The organism is Streptomyces sp. A18, assembly GCF_059026065.1.
In genome coordinates this window covers 343,269-362,153 of the sequence record NZ_JBWLKL010000001.1, presented here as the reverse complement: position 1 = coordinate 362,153, position 18,885 = coordinate 343,269, and the positions used below count along the sequence as shown (strand labels likewise).

Here is an 18,885-nt window from a genome sequence, read left to right as displayed (position 1 = left end):
CCGATCAGGAAGGGACTGCGGGGCCGGATAGCGTGCCAGCATGCTCGCCGAGCCTCCCGCGTCACTACGTTCCGTACGCAACCCCGGCCCGTCGCGCCCGCGTACGGAGCCGGCCCCGGCGCCCTTCGTGCGGTACTGGTCGCGTCTGCTCCCGCTCCTCGCAGTACTGGCCTGCGTCACCAGGATCCCGTCCTTCCGGTGGCCGCTGTGGAGCCCGGACGAGGGCTATCTCGCCGTCCAGGCACGGATGTTGGGACACGGGGGAGAGCTCTACGAAACGGTCGTCGACCGCAAGCCGCCGCTCGTCCCCTGGCTGTACGAAGGGGCGTTCGCGCTCTTCGGCGACGCGACGCTGCTTCCCCTGAAGGCGTTCGCGGTGGCGGCGCAGCTCCTGACCGCCGTCATCATCGCCGCCATCGCCCGGCGCCGCTGGGGCGACCGAGCGGGCCGTACGGCGGGTGTGCTCCATCTCCTCGTCTCGGTCGGCCTGAACCCCGAGGACGTCCAGGCGGCCACCTTCGAGGTGTTCATGCTGCCGTGCACGGCAGCCGCCCTGTGGTGCGCGGACCGGCGCCGCTGGGTTGCGGCGGGCGCCGCGGTGGCCTCCGCGTTCCTGGCCAAGCAGACCGGGGGAGCGGCCTTGGTGCCGGTGGCCTGGCTGCTCTGGCAGGCGGGCGCGGCCCGGAAGGACGTACTGCGCCTGGGAGTCGGCCTGTGTGCGCCCGTCCTCGCGGCGGCCGCGGTCACGAACCCGGCGGGGTTCCTGTTCTGGACGGTGACGGGCTCGGGCGCGTACGCCTCCTTCACGGGGTCCGAACTCCACGTACTGTTCCGGGGCCTGATGAACGCGGGGATCCTCGCGGCGGCCTGCGCCGGGATCATTCCGCCCGTCGTACGGGTCCTGCGCGTCGCCCGGACCGGCTCGGCGGACCTGTGGCTCTGGCTCGCCTCATCGGCGGGTGCTGTCCTCGTCGGCTTCCACTTCTTCGGGCACTACTACCTCCAACTCACCCCACCCCTGGCTCTGTTGGGTGCCGCGGCACTCCAGGTCCTGCCCAGGGAGCGCACGCTGACCGCGGTGTCCGTCTCGGCCGGGGCGTGCGCGCTGTTCGTGGCCTGGGGGATGCTGGCGCCGCGCCCCGAACTGGCGCACGCGCAGCGGATCGCGGCCGAGGTCAAGGCGCGCACGTCACCGGGGGAGCGGGTCCTCGTGTGGGGGATACACCCCGAGACGTACTGGCTGGCCGACCGCCCGCCCGCGAGCCGCTACCTCACGGCCGGTCTCCTGACCAACTACAGCGGCGGCCGCGACGGCCCTCAAGTGGGCGAGAAGTACGCCGTGGACGGCGCCTGGCGCGTCTTCCGCGGCGAACTCGCGGCCGCCCCGCCCGCGCTGATCGTGGACGACTCGCGGGGCAAGCCGTACGGCCCGGACCGGGTGCCGTCGCTGCGGCGGATCCTCACGACGGGCTACGAACCGGTGCTGCGGGTCGAGGGGGCCGTGGTGTACGCGCGGGTGGGGTGAGCGGGGGGCGGCTGGTCGGTGCGCCGCCAGGTGCGCGTGACGTCCGCCAGCGCTTCGACCACGTCCTGCGAGTGGTCACGGTCCGCACGGATCCGGGCGTCGAACTCGATGTGCAGGAACGGCACATCGAGCGCCGCCGCCGTCCGGCCCTGCACGTTGGAGCGGCCCGCGAGCGGACAGGACCTGGCCCAGGCCCGGCAGACGTCGTAGCCCTGCTCCCGCAGCGCGTCCGCGAGGCCGCGGCCCTCGGTGACGGCCTCCCTGCCCCGGCCCGTGGAGGCGACGACATCGTGCTTCGGCGCGGAGTCGTCGTCCATCCCGTGCAGCTGCACCCCGGGGAGCCCGCGGCGCGCGAGTTCGGCGCAGATGGCGTGAAAGACGCTGTCCCTGCGGTGCGCCACGTCCGCCTCATCACCGCGCCCGGCTTTGCGATGTGCTCCCGCGACGACAAGGACGCCGCCCTCGGCGCGGCTCAGGAGCTCCGCGCCGAGCCGTTCCGTGTACCGGTCGGCGACGGGGTGGGGGATCTGGGCCGACCAGCGGACGGGGGAGTCGAGATCGATGTAGACGCGCCCCCAGCCGCGGGGAGCCCCGGCGCCCTCCGAGCGGTCGGCGACCTCGGCGAACCGTCGGCCGCCTGCCGGGTCGGTGACCGTCCGCACCGCGAAGTCCACGTCGGCCAGGCGGCGTTCGGCCTCGGTGCGCTTGTGGTCGAGGAGCAGCGCGATGCCCGCGGCCATCGTGCGCCGGTCGTCGCGCGTGGGGCGGCGGTATCCGCTGTCCTGGTCGAAGCCGGAGGTGTAGTCGGTGACCCGTCGCTCCAGACGGCCGCCGGGGCGTTCGCCCTGGGCGGGGGCGGACGGGCTCCGGTCCGACCGTGAGGGCTTGTGGTCCTTGTCCGAGGGGGCCGCGTCGCACTGTACGAGGCTGAGGGCGACGGCCGTCACGGCGGCGACCGTCCCGAGCTTCTTCGCGATCGTGATCAATCGGGTACGGGAGTGCTTCATGGTTGTATAAAGATATCCCTGTGATGACACGTCCCTTCCGCAGGCATTTCGTGACCTGTGTGGCCTCCGCGTCCCTGCTCGCCGGCACCACCACCGCCTGCGACTCCTTCGTCGGCGACGACAAGGCCGCCGCCGACGGCGGCCCCTCGTTCACCGTCGCCGCGGCGGGCGACATCCTGATCCACCCGCAACTGACCGAGCAGGCCCGCAAGGACGCCAAGGCCACGGGCAAGGGCGAGAAGGGCATCGACTTCGGGCCGATGATGGCCGGGATCAAACCGGTCATCAGCAAGGCCGACCTCGGCATCTGCCACTTCGAGCCGGTGGTGGGCAAGCCGGGCGGCCCCTTCGAGAGCTACCCCGACTTCCTCGTGCCGCCGCAGGTCGCCACGGCGGTCAAGGACGTCGGCTACGACCAGTGCTCGACCGCGTCCAACCACACCCTCGACCACGGCCCCGCCGGAGTCACCCGCACCTTGGACACGCTCGACAAGGTGGGCCTGAAGCACACCGGTTCGGCGCGCGACGCGGCGGAGGCGGACAAACCGCTCATCACCGAGGTGAAGGGCGTCAAGGTCGCGCAGATAGCCTTCGCCTTCGGCTTCAACGGCCGCGAGGTCCCCGAGGGCAAGCCGTGGATCGTGAACCAGAACAAGTTCGACGCGATCGCCGCCGCCGAGAAGAAGGCACGCGCGGCGGGCGCCGACGTCGTGATCCTCAGCATCCACTGGGGGCGCGAGAACCAGCCCAACGCCAGCTCCTCGCAGCTCAGGCTCGCCCGCAGGATCGCGCGCGAGACCGGCATCAACCTCGTCATCGGCCACCACGCGCACGTCGTCCAGCCGATGGAGAAGGTCGACGGCACCTGGATCGCGTACGGACTCGGCAACCAGATCGCCCGGCACGACGTGCCGAACGGGCTGACCGAGGAGGGCGTCATCGGCTGGTTCGAGTTCGTCCAGCGCGGCGGGGAGTGGGACGTCGACGCCAAGTACGTGCCGACGTTCGTGGACATCCCGCCGGACCCGGACGAGGCGGGCGCCCTGCCCAAGGACGCGGTCCAGGACCACCGGCTCCTGGACGTGGCCGCCACGCTGCGGGACGGCGACGGCCTCAGCGAGGAGCAGCGCTCCCGCTACCGCCTCGCCTTCGAGCGCACCCAGGGCACGCTCCTGAACCGGGGCGCGAGCAAGGACGGCCTCGAACCGCTGGAAGCGCTGCCCGGCTCCTGACCCCGGCCGTTCGCCCTGCGTACAGCCGCCGGACACCACCCGGGGCACGCCTGCAGCGGTCGGCGCAGGAGCCGTGCGTCTCCTGACGTAAGGGGCGTCGAGCGATCAGCGCGAGCTAGCTCACATTTCCCATATCTCGTACATCCTCTCGGGTGCCTCGTCGGTCAAAGCTCTCCGGAACGCATCACTCTGCGCTTGCGTGTTCTCGCGTCATTCCAGGAATTCCAGGAGAGGAGCACCCCTTGGCCGCTTCGCGTTCGAGGCGGCGGCCCAAGGCCCGCCGAAGAACCGACATGTCCTTGCTGGGAGGCATACGTCCCCCCATCGCGGTCCTCTCGGTGCTGCTCCTCGCCCTCGCGGGCGTCACCGCCCTGACCCTCGGCCGCGCCGGCCAGGAAGCCGTACCCCAAGCGATCAAGTCGTCCCAGCAGCACTTCGCCGAGGACGGCGCCATCGCGCTGCGCGCCTCCATCGACGAGTCCGTCACCGACCTGACCCGGACCGCCGAACTCTTCAGCGCGGGCGAGCCGGTGCCCGCCGACGCCGTCCTCGACAAGATCGGCAGCGTCTACCAGAAGTGGATGGGCACCGCGGTCGTCGAGATCTCCTCGGGCAAGCTCCTCGCCGCCCGCGGCGAGAACCTGCCGCTGACCGCCATCGACCGCGGCGCGCTCGCGGACAAGGACGGCCTCGCCCCGCGCATGGTGCGCCTGGAGAGCGGCGAGACGCGCCTGCTTTCCTTCGCCCTGCTCACCTGGAAGGGGCAGCCGCAGCAGCTCCTCGTCGCCTCCGGCAGCCTGCGCTTCCCCGGTATCAGCCTCGGCAAGTTCCGCTCCATCGCCGTCGTCGGCCAGGACGGCAAGGTCCTGAGCACCGACGGCATCCCCGAGCCCGAACAGGTCCTCACCGATCTGCAGCGCGAGGAGGTGAAGCAGTCCAACAAGCAGCTCAAGGCCTTCGCCACGACCGCCGCCAAGAAGACCCGCGCGCACCCGATCAGGTCCAAGGAGCCGGGCTCGGGCGGCTTCCTCGGTGTCAGCGGCCACCTCACCGGCGAGCGCTACCTGGGTGAGCGCGCCATCGGCGGTTACGCGAGCCTCGCCGGGCCCGAGGCGGGCAAGGCCACCGTGGCCACCCGGCTCGGCCTCGCCGTCGTCGCGATGGTGCCGGTCGCCGAGGACCCGACGGCCACCAGCAGCTCGGCCTTCGGACTGCTCGCCGCGGGCGCCCTGCTGCTCATCGGCGCGGTCACCGTCTTCCTGCTCCTGCGGACCGTGCAGCGCCCGCTGATCCAGCTGTTCCTGGAGGGCCGCAGGCTGACCAGGGGCGACCTCGAACGGCCGGTCTCCGTACCCCGCCGCGGCGAGGCCGCCCGCATCGGCGCCGCCCTCGAACGTCTGCGCCGCCAGCTGCTCGGCGAGCCCGCGGAGTCGCGGCCGGGCCCCCGCCGCAGGCTGGGCAGCCGCACCCTGCTCGCGGTCTGCGCGGTGCTCCTGCTCGCGTGGTCCGCGCCGCTCATGCTGCTGCTCAACCGCGCGGGCGACACCGTCGTCGTACCCCAGCAGATGGTCAACGACCAGCGCGAGCGCACCGACACCCTCACCGACCGGGTCCGCCGCGCCCTCAACGAAGGCCACGCCGACCTCACATCGGTCGCCTCCCTCATGGGGGACCGCACCGAGCCGTCGGACATGACCAAGGTCCTCGAGAGCACCATCAACCAGCACGCGCGCTACCAGTCGCTGTACGTGCTCGACGCCCGGGGGAAGGTCCTCGCGGAGGCGGGCGGCGACCCCCGCAGCCCGTCCGCCGAGGGGCCGTCGAGCAAGGCCATCCGGGTCGTCGACGAGGGCGGCAAGGAGCCGGTCATCTTCGGTACGGCCGAGGTGCCGGGCCGTGCGGGGGCCGCAGTGGTCGGCGAGTTCCGCATCGAGTTCCTCAACTCGCTCCTGGGGCGCCCCGGCCTCGGCGAGGTCCGCGTGGTCGACGAGAAGCGCAGGGTGATCGGCGCCAACACCGGCTACCGCGAGTTCGAGAGCCTGCCCAACCGGCGGCTCAACGCCCTCGCGGAGGGCACCGGGCAGAAGGTGGGCCTCAGCCCGCGCCCCAGCGGAGTCCTCTACCGCGGCGGCGGCAACGGGATCGAGATCGCCGCCGCCGCGCCCTTCGCAGGCGGCGGCGCCGCGGGGTCACTGCGCTGGACCGTACTCAGCTGGCAGCCCGCATCCAGCCTCGCCATCCCCGAGTACAGCCTGCAGAACCGCACCGTCCTCGCCGGTCTCCTCGGCATCACCGCCGCGGCCGCCTGTCTCGGCTGGCTGCACATCGTCGTCGTACGGCCGCTGCGGCACCTCGCCGACCAGGCCGAGGCGCTCGCCGACGGGGACCGCCGCACCGTTCTCTACCCGCGCCACCACGACGAGGTCGGCGCCGTCACCCGCAGCCTGGAACTCCTGCGGCAGCAGCTGCCGACGGGCACACAGCGCAAGCGGGACGGCGTCACGGCCGGCCTCGCCGGAAGGAACTGAACCCCCGTGCTCTTCCTCTACACCGTGCTCGTGGTGTGCGGCGCCATCCTGCTGGTGGCCGGAGTCGTCGAACAACGGCGGCACTTCACCAACCTGGAGCACATCCCCTCGCGGGTCCTCGTCAACGGCATCCGCGGCAAGTCCTCCATCACCCGCCTCTGCGCGGGCGCCCTGCGGGGCGGCGGACTCACCACGGTCGCCAAGACCACCGGTACCGCGGCCCGGTTCATCCACCCGGACGCCACCGAGGAGCCCGTCTACCGCAAGTTCGGCATCGCCAACGTCGTCGAGCAGATCGGCATCGTGCGGCGGGCCGCGGCGTACGAACCGGACGCCCTGGTCATCGAGTGCATGGCGGTCATGCCCGCGCTCCAGGAGATCAACCAGTCCAAGCTGATCCGCTCCACGATCGGCGTGCTCTGCAACGTCCGTGAGGACCACCTCGCCGAGATGGGCCCGACCCTCGACGACGTGGCGCGCTCCCTGTCCCGCTCCATGCCGGAGGGCGGGATCTGCGTCACCGCCGAGCAGGACCGCTTCGACATCCTCAAGGAAGAGGCCGACGCGCGGAACTGCGAGCTGATCTACGCCAACCCCGAGACGGTGAGCGACGACGAGCTGCGCGGCTTCAGCTGGTTCACCTTCAAGGAGAACGTGGCGATCGCGCTGAAGGTCGCCGAGCTCCTCGGCGTCGGCCGCGACGTCGCGCTCCAGGGCATGTACGACGCCCCGCCGGACCCCGGTGTCCTCTCGGTCGAGCGGTACGCGACCGAGGACGGCAAGAAGGTGCGCTTCGCCAACGTCTTCGCGGCCAACGACCCCGAGTCGACGCTGATGAACATCAACCAGCTGCTCGACCTCGGCGCCATCCACCGCCCGCTGCACGTCGTCATCAACTGCCGTCCCGACCGCGTGGAGCGCAACGGCCAGATGGGCGAGATCATCCCCGACCTCCGGCCGGAGAAGGTCTTCGTCATCGGCCACCCCGCCAAGTCCGCCATCGACGCGATCCCCGCCGAGTGGCGCGGGCGCGCCGTGGACCTCGGCGGCGACCGGCGCGACCCCGAGGAGTTCATGCACCAGATCCTCGGGCAGCTCGGCCCCGACTCCTCGCTGGTGGCGATCGGCAACATCCACGGCCAGGGCGAACTGCTCCTGGAGCGCCTCGCTGAACTGCCGCCGGACGAGAGCGAGGAGCAGGCCCCCGAGGAGCCCGCCCCGTTCTACGAGCCGCACGTCGACCCCTACCAGCACTATCCGGAGGCGTACGAGACGCGGTACGCGGCCCCGGCCCAGCAGTACGAGGCCTACCCGCAGTACGAGGCCCACCCGCAGTACGAGGCCTACCAGCAGCCCGAGGCCTACCTGCCTCCCCAACCCCCCGCGCCCCGCGGCATGTTCGAGCCGCGGGTGGCGCCCGTACCGCCCGCCCACGACGACGACCAGCAGTGGCACAGCCCAGGAGAGCCCCGTTGATTCCCTCCGTCCTCACCCCCGAGATCGCCGCGGTCGGCATCGCGCTCGGGCTGCTCTTCTCCCTGGTCTGCTATCTGACGACCAACCTCTCGCCCGGCGGCATGATCACCCCGGGCTGGCTCGCCCTGACCCTCGTCGAGGACCTGCAGCGCGCGGCCATGGTGGTCGGCGTGACCGTGCTGACCTACGTCGGCACCCTCCTGATGCAGAAGTTCGTGATCCTCTACGGCAAGCGCCTGTTCGCCGCGGTCGTGCTGCTCGGCGTCACCCTCCAGGCGACCGTGATGATCGTGCTCTCGATCGAGTTCCCGCTCATGTACGCGAACCAGACCCTCGGCTTCATCGTCCCCGGCCTGATCGCCTACCAGCTGGTGCGCCAGCCCAAGGGCCCCACCCTGCTCGCCACGGGCTCGGTGACGCTCATGGCCTACGTCGTCCTCACCGCCGGGATCCTCCTCGGCTTCATGCCGTCCGCCTGATTCCAGGAGTCATTCATGCCGCCCAAGAAGAAGCGTCCCGTCCTGCACGCGACGACCGTGCTCGCCCTCCTCGCGGGCAGCGCGTACCTGACCGTGGAACTGCGCAAGGACGAAGAGGCAAAAGCGCCCAAGATCCAGGCCGTCACCGACACCCCGGGGCTGCAGAACAGCAACGGGCAGCCGGGGAGCGGGAAGCAGAAGTGGGAGCGCCTCAAGAACCCCGACCGCTCCGTCCTGCGCACCGAGAGCGGCAAGGTCGTCGCCACCTTCACGGACGGCGCCCGCACCGCCACGCTGACCGGCCCCGGCCGCACCTTCACCGAGCCCACGAACACCAAGTCCCGCGTCGTGACGAACGACTGGGTGCGGCTCATGCCCGAGACCTGGCGTGAGGGCGCCGAGAAGGAGAAGTGGTTCAAGGACTGGTACAAGGAGTTCTCCGGCAGCGAAGAGGACGACATCTTCGCGATGGCGTTCCAGTACGTGGAGGGCGCGCCGGTCAAGAAGGACGACGAGGGCATCGCCTACGCGGGCGACGCCGACTTCGGGCCGATCAACCCCGACGGCAGCGCGGGCAACGACCTGCGGCTCGAGGAGTCGGACTTCTTCGACTACCTCGGCATCCCGTACACGTTCCGCAACGGCACCACCATCCAGCCGGAGAAGGTACGGGCCCGCGCCATGGACTGCTCCGGGTTCATCCGCACGGTCTTCGGCTACCGCGCCCGCTACCCCTTGATGGCCGACGACCGGTCCGGCGACGGCCTGCCCCGCACCGCCAACGGCATGGCGCGCGGCAAGGCGGGCACGGACGTCATCGAGCTCAAGGGCGTCGGCTCGGCGGACCGCCCCAAGTCGATCGACGTCGTCCAACCCGGTGACCTGGTCTTCTTCAAGCTGGACGCCCGCACCAAGCAGCGCCTGGACCACGTGGGGATCTTCCTCGGCCACGACGCCGACGGGCACAAGCTCTTCATCTCCAGCCGCGAAGAGGTCAACGGCCCGACGATCGGGGACAAGGGCGGCACGTCGCGCCTCGACGGCAACGGCTACTACGCCTCCACACTGCGGAGCGCGAAGAGGCTGTAGGGGCTCTGCCGGGGGCGCTAAGAACTCTGGGGACGCACCGTACGGGGGCCAGCGCACTCGGCGCCCGACTCGGCCACCCTGCGCCGCAGTTCACGGTCGGCAGTGACGACCAGGCAGGAGCGCCCCGCCGCCCCGGCGGCCAGCTCCGCGATGAGGTCGTCACCGCTGCCGGGCGCGCTCTCGACGCGTACGCCGGGCACCGAATCCACACCTCGGGCCGCGCCCTCGACGACGAGGACGATCTCCACCGGCCCCGGATGTCCCGGCAGGCCCTCGTCCGCGTACGCGACGAGACCGTCCCGCAGTCGCTCGGCGGCCCCGCGGCGATCGCGCCACCAGCCGTCGGGGACGGACCCGACGACGTTCGCGGCGTCCACGACGACAAGAGTTCTCATCCGGCAAACGTAAACTAACCGGTGAACGTTGTGCGTACGTGGACGTGGAAGGGTGCCACCGAGTCATGCCGCCGAGGTCAGAAACCGTGAGCACCGGTGTCCTTCAGAGCTCCCGCTGGCTGCTGCGCGGCCGGGACGGCAGGCTCACCGCGTACACCCGCGCCGAAGGCGGACTGCTGCGCTGGACCGAGAGCGCGCCCGGCGGCCCCGACTGGTCGGGGCCGGAGTTCTTCGAGGCGCCCGACCTGACCTACCTCACCCTGGCGCAGGGAGCCGACGGGTACGTGCACTTCTTCGGCCGCAGGGAATTGCGCGACGGCGAGGGGAAGACCGCCGTCGACATCGTGCACTCGGTCCAGTACCAGTCGGGGCGGCCCCTCATGGACTGGCGGTCCATCGGCAACCCGCACACCAAGCTCGTCGAGCGCGCGCCGCACCTGGGCGCTCCCGCAGCCGCGGTGGACGCCGCGGGCACGGTCCACGTCTTCGTGCGCGACGCGGTGAACAGCGTCCGGATGCGCCGCGAGGGCAAGGGCGGCAAGTGGGAGGGGTGGAAGGACCTCAAGGTCCGCGAGGTCCTGGACGGCATCACGGCCATCGCCACCTCGACCGGCCGCGTCGAGGTCTTCGGCCCCGGTGAGAACAAGACGCTGCACTGGACCCAGGAGAAACAGGGCGGCGAGCTGACGCGCACCGACGACATCGCGCTGCCCCCGGCCCCCGGCTCGGGCACGGCCCTGGAGACGGCCCCGGACCGCCTCACGTACTACGCCACCGACGCCCGCGGCAAGGGAGTCATCGCCCACCGCTCCGACGGCGACGCCATGCGGCCCCTCGGCGGAACCCCCGGCTCCGGGCCGACGGCGGCCCTGCGCACGGCGATAGAGGGCCACGACTGCACGGTCCTCGCCCACCGGGGCGAGGACGGCCGCCCGGTGATCGCGGCCCATCCCACCGAGGACGAGAAGGCGGGCGTCTGGTGGGCCGGGACGGGTGAACCCTGCCTGGGCCACCCGGCGTTGGCCCTGGACGCGCAGGACCGTGTGGTGATGGCGACGGTCGGCCTCGACGGCACCCTGCGGCTCGCGCGCCAGAAGGCGGAGTCGGGCCTCGCGCTCGACGCGTGGACGCGGGTGTAGACGCAGGCGCCAAGCGCGCGAAACGGGCGATGCCCGGCCGGCCTCCTGGCCGGCCGGGCATCGCCCGTATGCGGAGGTGCTACGCGGGAACGCTGGCCACGCCCTGCGCCAGGAACCGCTTGCCGTTGACGCGCTCGCTGACGCCCTCACGGTCCAGGTACGGCGTGACGCCGCCCAGGTGGAAGGGCCAGCCGGCGCCCGTGATCAGGCACAGGTCGATGTCCTGCGCCTCGGCGACGACGCCCTCGTCGAGCATGAGCCCGATCTCCTGCGCCATGGCGTCGAGCACGCGGTCGCGGACCTGCTCCTCGGTCAGGACCAAGTCGCCCTGCTTCAGGAGCGCGGCGACCTCGGGGTCGAGCTCCGGCTTGCCGGAGTCGTAGACGTAGAAGCCGCGCTTGCCGGCCTTGACGACCGCCGCGAGGTTCGGGGAGACCGTGAAGCGGTCGGGGAAGGCGCGGTTGAGCGTCTCGGAGACGTGCAGCCCGATGGCCGGACCGACCAGCTCAAGGAGCACCAGCGGCGACATCGGCAGACCGAGCGGCTCGACGGCCTTCTCGGCGACGGCGACCGGGGTGCCCTCGTCGATGACGTTCTGGATCTCGCCCATGAAGCGGGTGAGGATGCGGTTCACGACGAACGCCGGGGCGTCCTTCACCAGGACCGCGGTCTTCTTCAGCTTCTTGGCGACGCCGAAGGCCGTGGCCAGCGAGGCGTCGTCCGTCTGCTCGCCGCGCACGATCTCCAGGAGCGGCAGGATCGCGACGGGGTTGAAGAAGTGGAAGCCGACGACCCGCTCGGGGTGCTTCAGCTTCGACGCCATCTCGGAGACCGAGAGCGAGGAGGTGTTGGTGGCGAGGATCGCGTGCGCCGGAGCGACGGCCTCGACCTCCGCGAACACCTGCTGCTTGACGCCGATCTCCTCGAAGACGGCCTCGATGATGAAGTCGGCGTCGGAGAAGCCCTCGGCCTTGTCGAGCACGCCGGAGACGAGCCCCTTGAGACGGTTCGCCTTGTCCTGGTTGACGCGGCCCTTGAGGAGGAGCTTGTCGATCTCCTCGTGGACGTAGCCCACGCCCTTGTCGACGCGCGCCTGGTCGATGTCGGTCAGGACGACCGGCACCTCAAGACGGCGCAGGAACAGAAGGGCAAGCTGCGAGGCCATCAGACCGGCACCGACGACGCCGACCTTGGTGACCGGGCGCGCCAGGTTCTTGTCCGGGGCACCCGCCGGGCGCTTGGCGCGCTTCTGGACGAGGTTGAACGCGTAGATGCCGCTGCGCAGTTCGCCGCCCATGATGAGGTCGGCGAGCGCCGTGTCCTCGGCGTCGAAGCCCTTCTGCAGGTCGCCGTCCTTGGCGGCCGCGATGATCTCCAGAGCGCGGTAGGCGGCCGGGGCGGCGCCGTGCACCTTGGAGTCCGCGATGCCACGGCCGCGCGCGACGGCGGCGTCCCAGGCCTCGCCGCGGTCGATCTCGGGGCGCTCCACCGTGAGCGAGCCGTTGAGGACGGAGGCCGTCCAGATCAGCGACTGCTCCAGGAAGTCCGCGCCCTCGAAGAGCGCGTCGGCGATGCCGAGCTCGTAGACCTGCTTGCCCTTGAGCTGTCGGTTCTGGTTCAGCGAGTTCTCGATGATGACCGAGACGGCCTTGTCGGCGCCGATCAGGTTGGGAAGCAGCGCGCAGCCGCCCCAGCCCGGTACGAGACCGAGGAAGACCTCGGGCAGCGAGAAGGCGGGGAGCGCCTTGGAGACGGTGCGGTACGAGCAGTGCAGACCGACCTCGACACCGCCGCCCATCGCGGCGCCGTTGTAGTACGCGAAGGTCGGCACGGCGAGCCCGGAGAGCCGCTTGAAGACCTCGTGCCCACCCTTGCCGATGGCGAGCGCGTCCTCGTGCCGCTTGAGGATCTCGACGCCCTTGAGGTCGGCGCCGACGGCGAAGATGAACGGCTTGCCGGTGACACCGACGCCGACGATCGTGCCTTCGGCCGCCTCCTTCTCGACCTGGTCGATCGCGGTGTTCAGGTTCGCGAGCGAGCCGGGACCGAAGGTGGTCGGCTTGGTGTGGTCGAAGCCGTTGTCGAGCGTGATGAGCGCGAAGCGCCCGGCGCCCGCGGGCAGGTCGAGGTGGCGTACGTGCGCCTGCGTCACGACCTCGTCCGGGAACAGCTCGGCCGCGCCCTTCAGAAGCTCCGTGGTGGAGCTGGTGGAGCTGCTCACTTGTCGCCTCCGGCGTCCTTGTGGTTCGGGTTCTCCCAGATGACGGTGGCGCCCATGCCGAAGCCGACGCACATCGTCGTCAGGCCGTAGCGGACGTCCGGCTGCTCCTCGAACTGCCGCGCCAGCTGCGTCATCAGACGCACGCCGGAGGAGGCGAGGGGGTGGCCGTACGCGATGGCGCCGCCGTACTGGTTCACGCGCGTGTCGTCGTCGGCGATGCCGTAGTGCTCGAGGAAGGCGAGCACCTGCACGGCGAAGGCCTCATTGATCTCGAAGAGACCGATGTCGGAGATGGACAACCCCGCCTGGGCGAGGGCCTTCTCCGTGGCCGGGATGGGCCCGTAGCCCATGACCTCGGGCTCGACACCCGCGAAGGAGTAGGACACGAGCCGCATCTTGACGGGCAGGTCGTGCTCGCGGGCGAAGTCCTCGGAGGCGATGATCGACGCCGTGGCGCCGTCGTTGAGGCCCGCGGCGTTGCCGGCGGTGACGCGGCCGTGCGTACGGAACGGCGTCTTCAGCCCGGCGAGGCTCTCCAGGGTGGTGCCGGGCCGCATCGGCTCATCGGCAGTGGCGAGGCCCCACCCGGTCTCACCGGCTTCTTCGTTCGTCCGCCGTACGGAGACGGGCACGAGGTCCTGCTGGATCTTGCCGTTGGCGTACGCCTTGGCGGCCTTCTCCTGCGAACGCACGGCGTACTCATCGGCACGCTGCTTGGTGATCGTGGGGTAGCGGTCATGCAGGTTCTCGGCGGTCATGCCCATGAAGAGGGCGGACTCGTCGACGAGCTTCTCGCTCACGAACCGCGGGTTCGGGTCGACGCCCTCGCCCATGGGGTGGCGGCCCATGTGCTCGACGCCACCGGCGATGACGGCGTCGTACGCACCGAAGGCGATGGAGCCCGCGGTCGCCGTCACGGCGGTCAGGGCGCCCGCGCACATGCGGTCGATGGAGTATCCCGGCACGGACTGGGGCAGGCCCGCCAGGATCCCGGCGGTGCGGCCCAGCGTCAGACCCTGGTCGCCGATCTGCGTGGTCGCGGCGATGGCGACCTCGTCGATCTTGGCGGGGTCGAGGGCCGGGTTACGGCGCAGGAGCTCCCGGATGGCCTTCACGATGAGGTCATCCGCACGGGTCTCGTGGTAGATGCCCTTCGGGCCCGCCTTGCCGAACGGGGTGCGGACGCCATCAACGAAGACGACGTCCCTGACGGTACGAGGCACGATGGCTCTCCTCCAGGGTGCGGGTGCGCCTGCCGGCGCGCTTCCGGGTTCCATGCTACTTGCCGGTAACTATGCTGCCCAGTCCCGCCTCGGGGAGGCGAAGGTCACATTGTCTGGCGGGGGCGCCTGGAGCGTCTCCTGTCCCGCCGCTGCGCGGCGGATCTTTCCCGCCCATCGCCCGATCGCCCGGGATCCGCCCGTCGTCGTAGGGGGGCGGCTTGGGAGGCGTTGGCCGTTGGTGCCCCGTAATGCGGACCACCCACCCGGCCCGGTGCCCCCGTGCTGCGGGGTCATCGGGTGGGTGGGTGGGAAGCATCCGGCGCGGAGCGGCGGTGTTGGTGTCAGGCGGAGGCGGCGGTCACTTGGGAGGGACGCTTCCCGCAGTCACGGCGAGCGCAGCGACCAGGACCGGCGTCACCTGGGTGATCTGCCACTGCCGGGCACCGTGCGAGGACAGCGCCGCGGCCACGGAATCCGTGTCCACCTGGGCCGGCGGCTCCCAGCAGACCCTTCGTACCGTGTCCGGCGTGATCAGGTTCTCCTGGGGCATGTTCAGCTCCTCGGCCAGTGCCGAGACCGCCGCTCGTGCCGCGGAGAGGCGTGCCGCGGCCGCCGGGTCGCGGTCCGCCCAGGAGCGGGGCGGCGGAGGGCCGGAGACGGTCTGGCCCGGCTGCGGGAGCTCCGCATCGGGCAGGGCCTTGGCCCGGTCCACCGCGGCCTGCCACTGCTCAAGCTGCCGGCGGCCCATGCGGTGCCCGAAGCCGGTGAGGGCGGCGAGTGCGTGCACGTTCGGGGGAAGCCCGAGCGCCGCCTCCACGATCGCGCCGTCGCTGAGCACCTTGCCCGGCGACACGTCACGCCGCTGGGCCACCTTGTCCCGCGCGGTCCACAGCTCACGTACGACCGCCATCTGGCGACGGCGCCGCACCTTGTGCATGCCCGACGTACGCCGCCAGGGATCGACCCGCGGAGGCGCCGGCGGCGCGGAGGAGATCGCGTCGAACTCCTCGCGGGCCCACTCCAGCTTCCCCTGCCGGTCGAGCTCCTTCTCCAGCGCGTCCCGCAGGTCCACGAGGAGCTCGACGTCCAGCGCCGCGTACCGCAGCCAGGGGTCGGGCAGCGGCCGTGTCGACCAGTCGACCGCCGAGTGGCCCTTCTCCAGGACGAAGCCGAGTACGCCCTCGACCATCGCGCCGAGGCCGACCCGGGGGAAACCGGCGAGGCGCCCGGCGAGCTCCGTGTCGAAGATGCTGGTGGGGATCATGCCTATTTCGCGGAGGCAGGGAAGATCCTGCGTGGCCGCGTGGAGGACCCACTCGGCCCCGGAGATCGCCTCGCCGAGCCCCGACAGGTCGGGGCAGGCGACGGGGTCGATCAACGTGCTGCCCGCGCCCTCACGGCGCAGCTGCACGAGGTAGGCACGCTGGCCGTACCGATAGCCGGACGCACGCTCGGCGTCCACGGCCACGGGGCCACTTCCTGCCGCGAAAGCGGCGATCACCTCTGCGAGGGCGGTCTCGTCCGCGACCACCGGGGGGATGCCATCGCGCGGCTCGTCCAAAGGGATCGGCGCCGTTTCGACGTCGTCCGGAGGGCCGCCTCCGGTGGTTCGCAGTGAGCTGTCTGCTGCGGTCTCTTGGGCGTCGGTCACCTGTCAAGGGTATCTGTGTATGCACAGCGCCCGTCGACGGAACGTTCCGTCGACGGGCGCGCGAGGGGTGTAAATGAGTCAGTGGATGATTCCGGTGCGCAGGGCCACCGCGACCATCCCGGCCCGGTCACCCGTGCCGAGCTTGCGTGCGATCCGGGCGAGATGGCTCTTCACGGTCAGGGCGGAGAGCCCCATCGAGACGCCGATGGCCTTGTTCGACTGGCCCTCCGCGACCAGGCGGAGAACCTCCACCTCACGGCCGGACAGCTCGCGGTAGCCACCGGGGTGGCTCGGGGCGCCCGGCGGGCGGCGGTGCATTCGGGCGGCGGCCGAGCCGATGGGCGCGGCGCCGGGACGGGTGGGGAGACCGACATTGTTGCGGGTGCCGGTGACGACGTAGCCCTTGACGCCGCCCGCGAGGGCGTTGCGTACGGCACCGATGTCATCGGCGGCGGAGAGGGCGAGGCCGTTCGGCCAGCCCGCCGCGCGGGTTTCTGAGAGGAGCGTCAGGCCGGAGCCGTCGGGGAGGTGGACGTCTGCGACGCAGATGTCACGGGGGTTGCCGATGCGGGGACGAGCCTCCGCGATCGACGAGGCCTCGATCACGTCGCGTACACCGAGGGCCCACAGGTGGCGGGTGACGGTGGAGCGTACGCGCGGGTCGGCCACGACGACCATGGCGGTCGGCTTGTTCGGGCGGTAGGCGACCAGGCTTGCGGGCTGCTCGAGGAGAACGGACACCAGGCCTCCTGGGGTGCGGGACGTAGACCGGCTCGGGGAAGAAGCCGGAGCGAACCGTGCTTTCAAGGTCACCAACCTCTTCGGCACCAAACCCGCCCGCCTTTAGAGAATGATCACGATTTGGTGAGTAACAATTCGGACCATTCGGACACACGATCGATCATCCGAAGATCAACCCGAATCGCAGTCGTTCAGAATCGCTCATCCCCGCCGCCCGCCATCGCTCATCCCCGCCACCAGCCAAACGCTCATCCCCGCCGCCGGTCATCGCTCATCCCCGCCGCCGGTCACGGCGTCTGCGGCCCCCGTCGCTGCGGCAGCGACACCACGGATCCGTCGCCGTTCCCCGGGGTCACCGGTGGCAGGCCCGCCACCTGGCAGAGGAGGTCGCACCACGCCGCGAGATGCGCCGCCGTGTCCGGCACCCCGCCGGGCCCCTCGCGCGGCGTCCACGAAGCCCGGATCTCGATCTGGGACGCCGCGGGCCGCTCGGCGAGCCCCCCGAAGTAGTGCGAACTGGCGCGCGTGACGGTGCCGCTGGCCTCTCCGCACGCCAGGCCACGTGCCTGCAGCGCACCCGTCAGCCAGGACCAGCAGACCTCGGGAAGGAGCGGATCCGCCGCCATCTCCGGCTCCAACTCCGCCCGGACGAGCGTGACGAGGCGGAAGGTGCCCTGCCAGGCGTCATGCCCGGCCGGATCGTGCAGCAGGACCAGACGCCCGTCAGCGAGATCCTCGTCCCCCTCGACCACCGCAGCCTCGAGGGCGTACGCGTGCGGGGCCAGCCTCTGCGGGGGCCGCGTCGGGTCGATCTCGATCTCGGGCCGGAGCCCTGCCCCGCGCAGCGCCTCGACCGCCGCGCGAAAGGGCAACGGAGCCGATTCCGCCACCTTCCCCTCCGTACTTTCCATCTCGCCAGCGCCGTCCGACCGTTGTCCTTGAGCCGCAGCCATGCGGGGAAGATTAAGGGGAACGGCGGCTTCGCGCAGGGAGAGACACCCGTGCGAGCGGCCCCGGTCAAGCCAGGGTGTCCCTCGGGACGGGGGTCGCACGGCCCCGTGCGAGACTTTCCGCGTGAGTGCCAACAACAGTCAGAGCCCCGCGGGCCAGCAGAACGCAGCGACGGACGCCGTCAACGATTCAGCCTTCATGAAGGCCTGCAGGCGCGAGCCCGTGCCGCACACGCCGGTCTGGTTCATGCGGCAGGCGGGGCGCTCACTGCCCGAGTACCGCAAGGTGCGCGAGGGCACGGCCATGCTGGAGTCCTGCATGATGCCGGAGCTGGTCACGGAGATCACGCTGCAGCCCGTGCGCCGTCACAAGGTCGACGCCGCGATCTACTTCAGCGACATCGTCGTACCCCTCAAGGCCATCGGCATCGACCTCGACATCAAGCCGGGCATCGGCCCGGTCGTCGCCAACCCCATCCGCTCGCGCGCCGACCTCGCCCAGCTGCGGGACCTGACGCCGGACGACGTGACCTACGTGACGCAGGCGATCGGCATGCTGACGGCCGAGCTGGGTCCGACCCCGCTCATCGGCTTCGCCGGCGCGCCTTTCACCCTCGCGAGTTACCTGGTCGAGGGCGGCCCCAGCCGCAATCACGAGCACACCAAGGCCCTCATGTACGGCGACCCGCAGCTGTGGGCCGACCTGCTCGACCGGCTCGCGGAGATCACCGGCGCCTTCCTGAAGGTGCAGATCGAGGCGGGCGCGAGCGCCGTGCAGCTCTTCGACTCGTGGGTGGGCGCCCTTGCCCCCGCCGACTACCGGCGCTCCGTGATGCCCGCGTCGAAGAAGGTCTTCGACGCGGTGGCCTCGTACGGAGTGCCGCGCATCCACTTCGGTGTCGGTACGGGCGAACTGCTCGGCCTGATGGGCGAGGCGGGTGCCGACGTGGTGGGCGTCGACTGGCGCGTGCCGATGGACGAGGCCGTGCGGCGGGTCGGTCCCGGCAAGGCGCTGCAGGGCAACCTCGACCCGGCGGTCCTCTTCGCCACGCGCGAGGCGATCGAGGCCAAGACGGACGAGGTCCTCGACGCCGCGTCCGGGCTCGAGGGGCACATCTTCAACCTCGGCCACGGCGTGCTGCCGTCCACCGACCCGGAGGCGCTGACGCGGCTCGTCGAGCATGTCCACACCCGGACCGCGCGCTGACTAAGTCGTTTCGTAGTTGGCC

15 protein-coding genes are annotated in these 18,885 nt (G+C 71.1%); 8 read left to right on the top strand and 7 right to left on the bottom strand.

The features are described 5' to 3' along the window. Window positions 1-40 precede the first annotated feature (40 nt). Window positions 41-1,525, top strand: a complete 1,485-nt coding sequence (locus AC5P1C_RS01655) for an ArnT family glycosyltransferase (protein ID WP_493863815.1) — start codon at window positions 41-43, stop codon at window positions 1,523-1,525. Here the strand turns inward: AC5P1C_RS01655 and AC5P1C_RS01650 are convergent. Then, window positions 1,471-2,532, bottom strand: a complete 1,062-nt coding sequence (locus AC5P1C_RS01650) for a hypothetical protein (protein ID WP_493863814.1) — start codon at window positions 2,530-2,532, stop codon at window positions 1,471-1,473. The genes AC5P1C_RS01655 and AC5P1C_RS01650 overlap by 55 nt on opposite strands. 23 nt (window positions 2,533-2,555) lie before the next feature. Between AC5P1C_RS01650 and AC5P1C_RS01645 the strand changes: the two genes are divergently transcribed. The 5 genes from AC5P1C_RS01645 to AC5P1C_RS01625 all read left to right on the top strand — a co-directional run bounded on the left by AC5P1C_RS01645 (window position 2,556) and on the right by AC5P1C_RS01625 (window position 9,336). Continuing rightward, a complete protein-coding gene (locus AC5P1C_RS01645) occupies window positions 2,556-3,764 on the top strand; it encodes a CapA family protein (protein WP_493863813.1) in 1,209 nt (402 codons plus the stop codon). Between the two features lie 293 nt (window positions 3,765-4,057). Beyond that, a complete protein-coding gene (locus AC5P1C_RS01640; RefSeq protein ID WP_493863812.1) occupies window positions 4,058-6,292 on the top strand; it encodes a cache domain-containing protein in 2,235 nt (744 codons plus the stop codon). Between the two features lie 6 nt (window positions 6,293-6,298). Then, window positions 6,299-7,768 carry a poly-gamma-glutamate synthase PgsB gene (gene pgsB, locus AC5P1C_RS01635; protein ID WP_493863811.1) on the top strand — a complete coding sequence of 490 codons (1,470 nt, stop codon included), beginning with the start codon at window positions 6,299-6,301 and terminating at the stop codon, window positions 7,766-7,768. Then, entirely contained in the window at window positions 7,765-8,247 is a 483-nt protein-coding gene (locus tag AC5P1C_RS01630) for a poly-gamma-glutamate biosynthesis protein PgsC/CapC (protein ID WP_493863810.1), read from the top strand. Before pgsB ends, AC5P1C_RS01630 begins: the two co-directional genes overlap by 4 nt. A 15-nt stretch (window positions 8,248-8,262) precedes the next feature. Next, window positions 8,263-9,336, top strand: a complete 1,074-nt coding sequence (locus AC5P1C_RS01625) for a C40 family peptidase (protein WP_493863809.1) — start codon at window positions 8,263-8,265, stop codon at window positions 9,334-9,336. Between the two features lie 17 nt (window positions 9,337-9,353). Here AC5P1C_RS01625 and AC5P1C_RS01620 read toward each other — a convergent pair whose 3' ends face one another. After that, window positions 9,354-9,731 carry an NTP pyrophosphohydrolase gene (locus AC5P1C_RS01620; RefSeq protein ID WP_493863808.1) on the bottom strand — a complete coding sequence of 126 codons (378 nt, stop codon included), beginning with the start codon at window positions 9,729-9,731 and terminating at the stop codon, window positions 9,354-9,356. An 86-nt stretch (window positions 9,732-9,817) separates the two neighbouring features. On the opposite strand from AC5P1C_RS01620, the gene AC5P1C_RS01615 reads away from it, so the two are divergent. Beyond that, on the top strand, window positions 9,818-10,870 hold the full coding sequence (locus AC5P1C_RS01615) for a PLL family lectin (protein ID WP_493863807.1): 1,053 nt from the start codon (window positions 9,818-9,820) through the stop codon (window positions 10,868-10,870). Between the two features lie 79 nt (window positions 10,871-10,949). On the opposite strand, the gene AC5P1C_RS01610 is transcribed toward AC5P1C_RS01615, so the two are convergent. From AC5P1C_RS01610 to AC5P1C_RS01590, 5 genes are all read right to left on the bottom strand, one after another. Beyond that, window positions 10,950-13,091 (bottom strand): 3-hydroxyacyl-CoA dehydrogenase NAD-binding domain-containing protein, encoded by a 2,142-nt coding sequence (locus AC5P1C_RS01610; RefSeq protein ID WP_493863806.1) that lies wholly within the window; start codon window positions 13,089-13,091, stop codon window positions 10,950-10,952. Beyond that, on the bottom strand, window positions 13,088-14,314 hold the full coding sequence (locus AC5P1C_RS01605) for a thiolase family protein (RefSeq protein ID WP_493863805.1): 1,227 nt from the start codon (window positions 14,312-14,314) through the stop codon (window positions 13,088-13,090). The genes AC5P1C_RS01610 and AC5P1C_RS01605 overlap by 4 nt, the downstream gene beginning before the upstream one ends. Window positions 14,315-14,672: 358 nt before the next feature. Beyond that, a complete protein-coding gene (locus AC5P1C_RS01600; RefSeq protein WP_493863804.1) occupies window positions 14,673-15,965 on the bottom strand; it encodes an HRDC domain-containing protein in 1,293 nt (430 codons plus the stop codon). Window positions 15,966-16,043: 78 nt separating this feature from the next. Further along, a complete protein-coding gene (locus AC5P1C_RS01595) occupies window positions 16,044-16,706 on the bottom strand; it encodes a response regulator transcription factor (RefSeq protein ID WP_160507754.1) in 663 nt (220 codons plus the stop codon). A 287-nt stretch (window positions 16,707-16,993) separates the two neighbouring features. Further along, window positions 16,994-17,659, bottom strand: a complete 666-nt coding sequence (locus AC5P1C_RS01590) for a DUF3000 domain-containing protein (RefSeq protein WP_493863803.1) — start codon at window positions 17,657-17,659, stop codon at window positions 16,994-16,996. A 121-nt stretch (window positions 17,660-17,780) separates the two neighbouring features. Between AC5P1C_RS01590 and hemE the strand changes: the two genes are divergently transcribed. Further along, entirely contained in the window at window positions 17,781-18,863 is a 1,083-nt protein-coding gene (gene hemE / locus AC5P1C_RS01585) for a uroporphyrinogen decarboxylase (RefSeq protein WP_493863802.1), read from the top strand. Window positions 18,864-18,885: the final 22 nt, after the last annotated feature.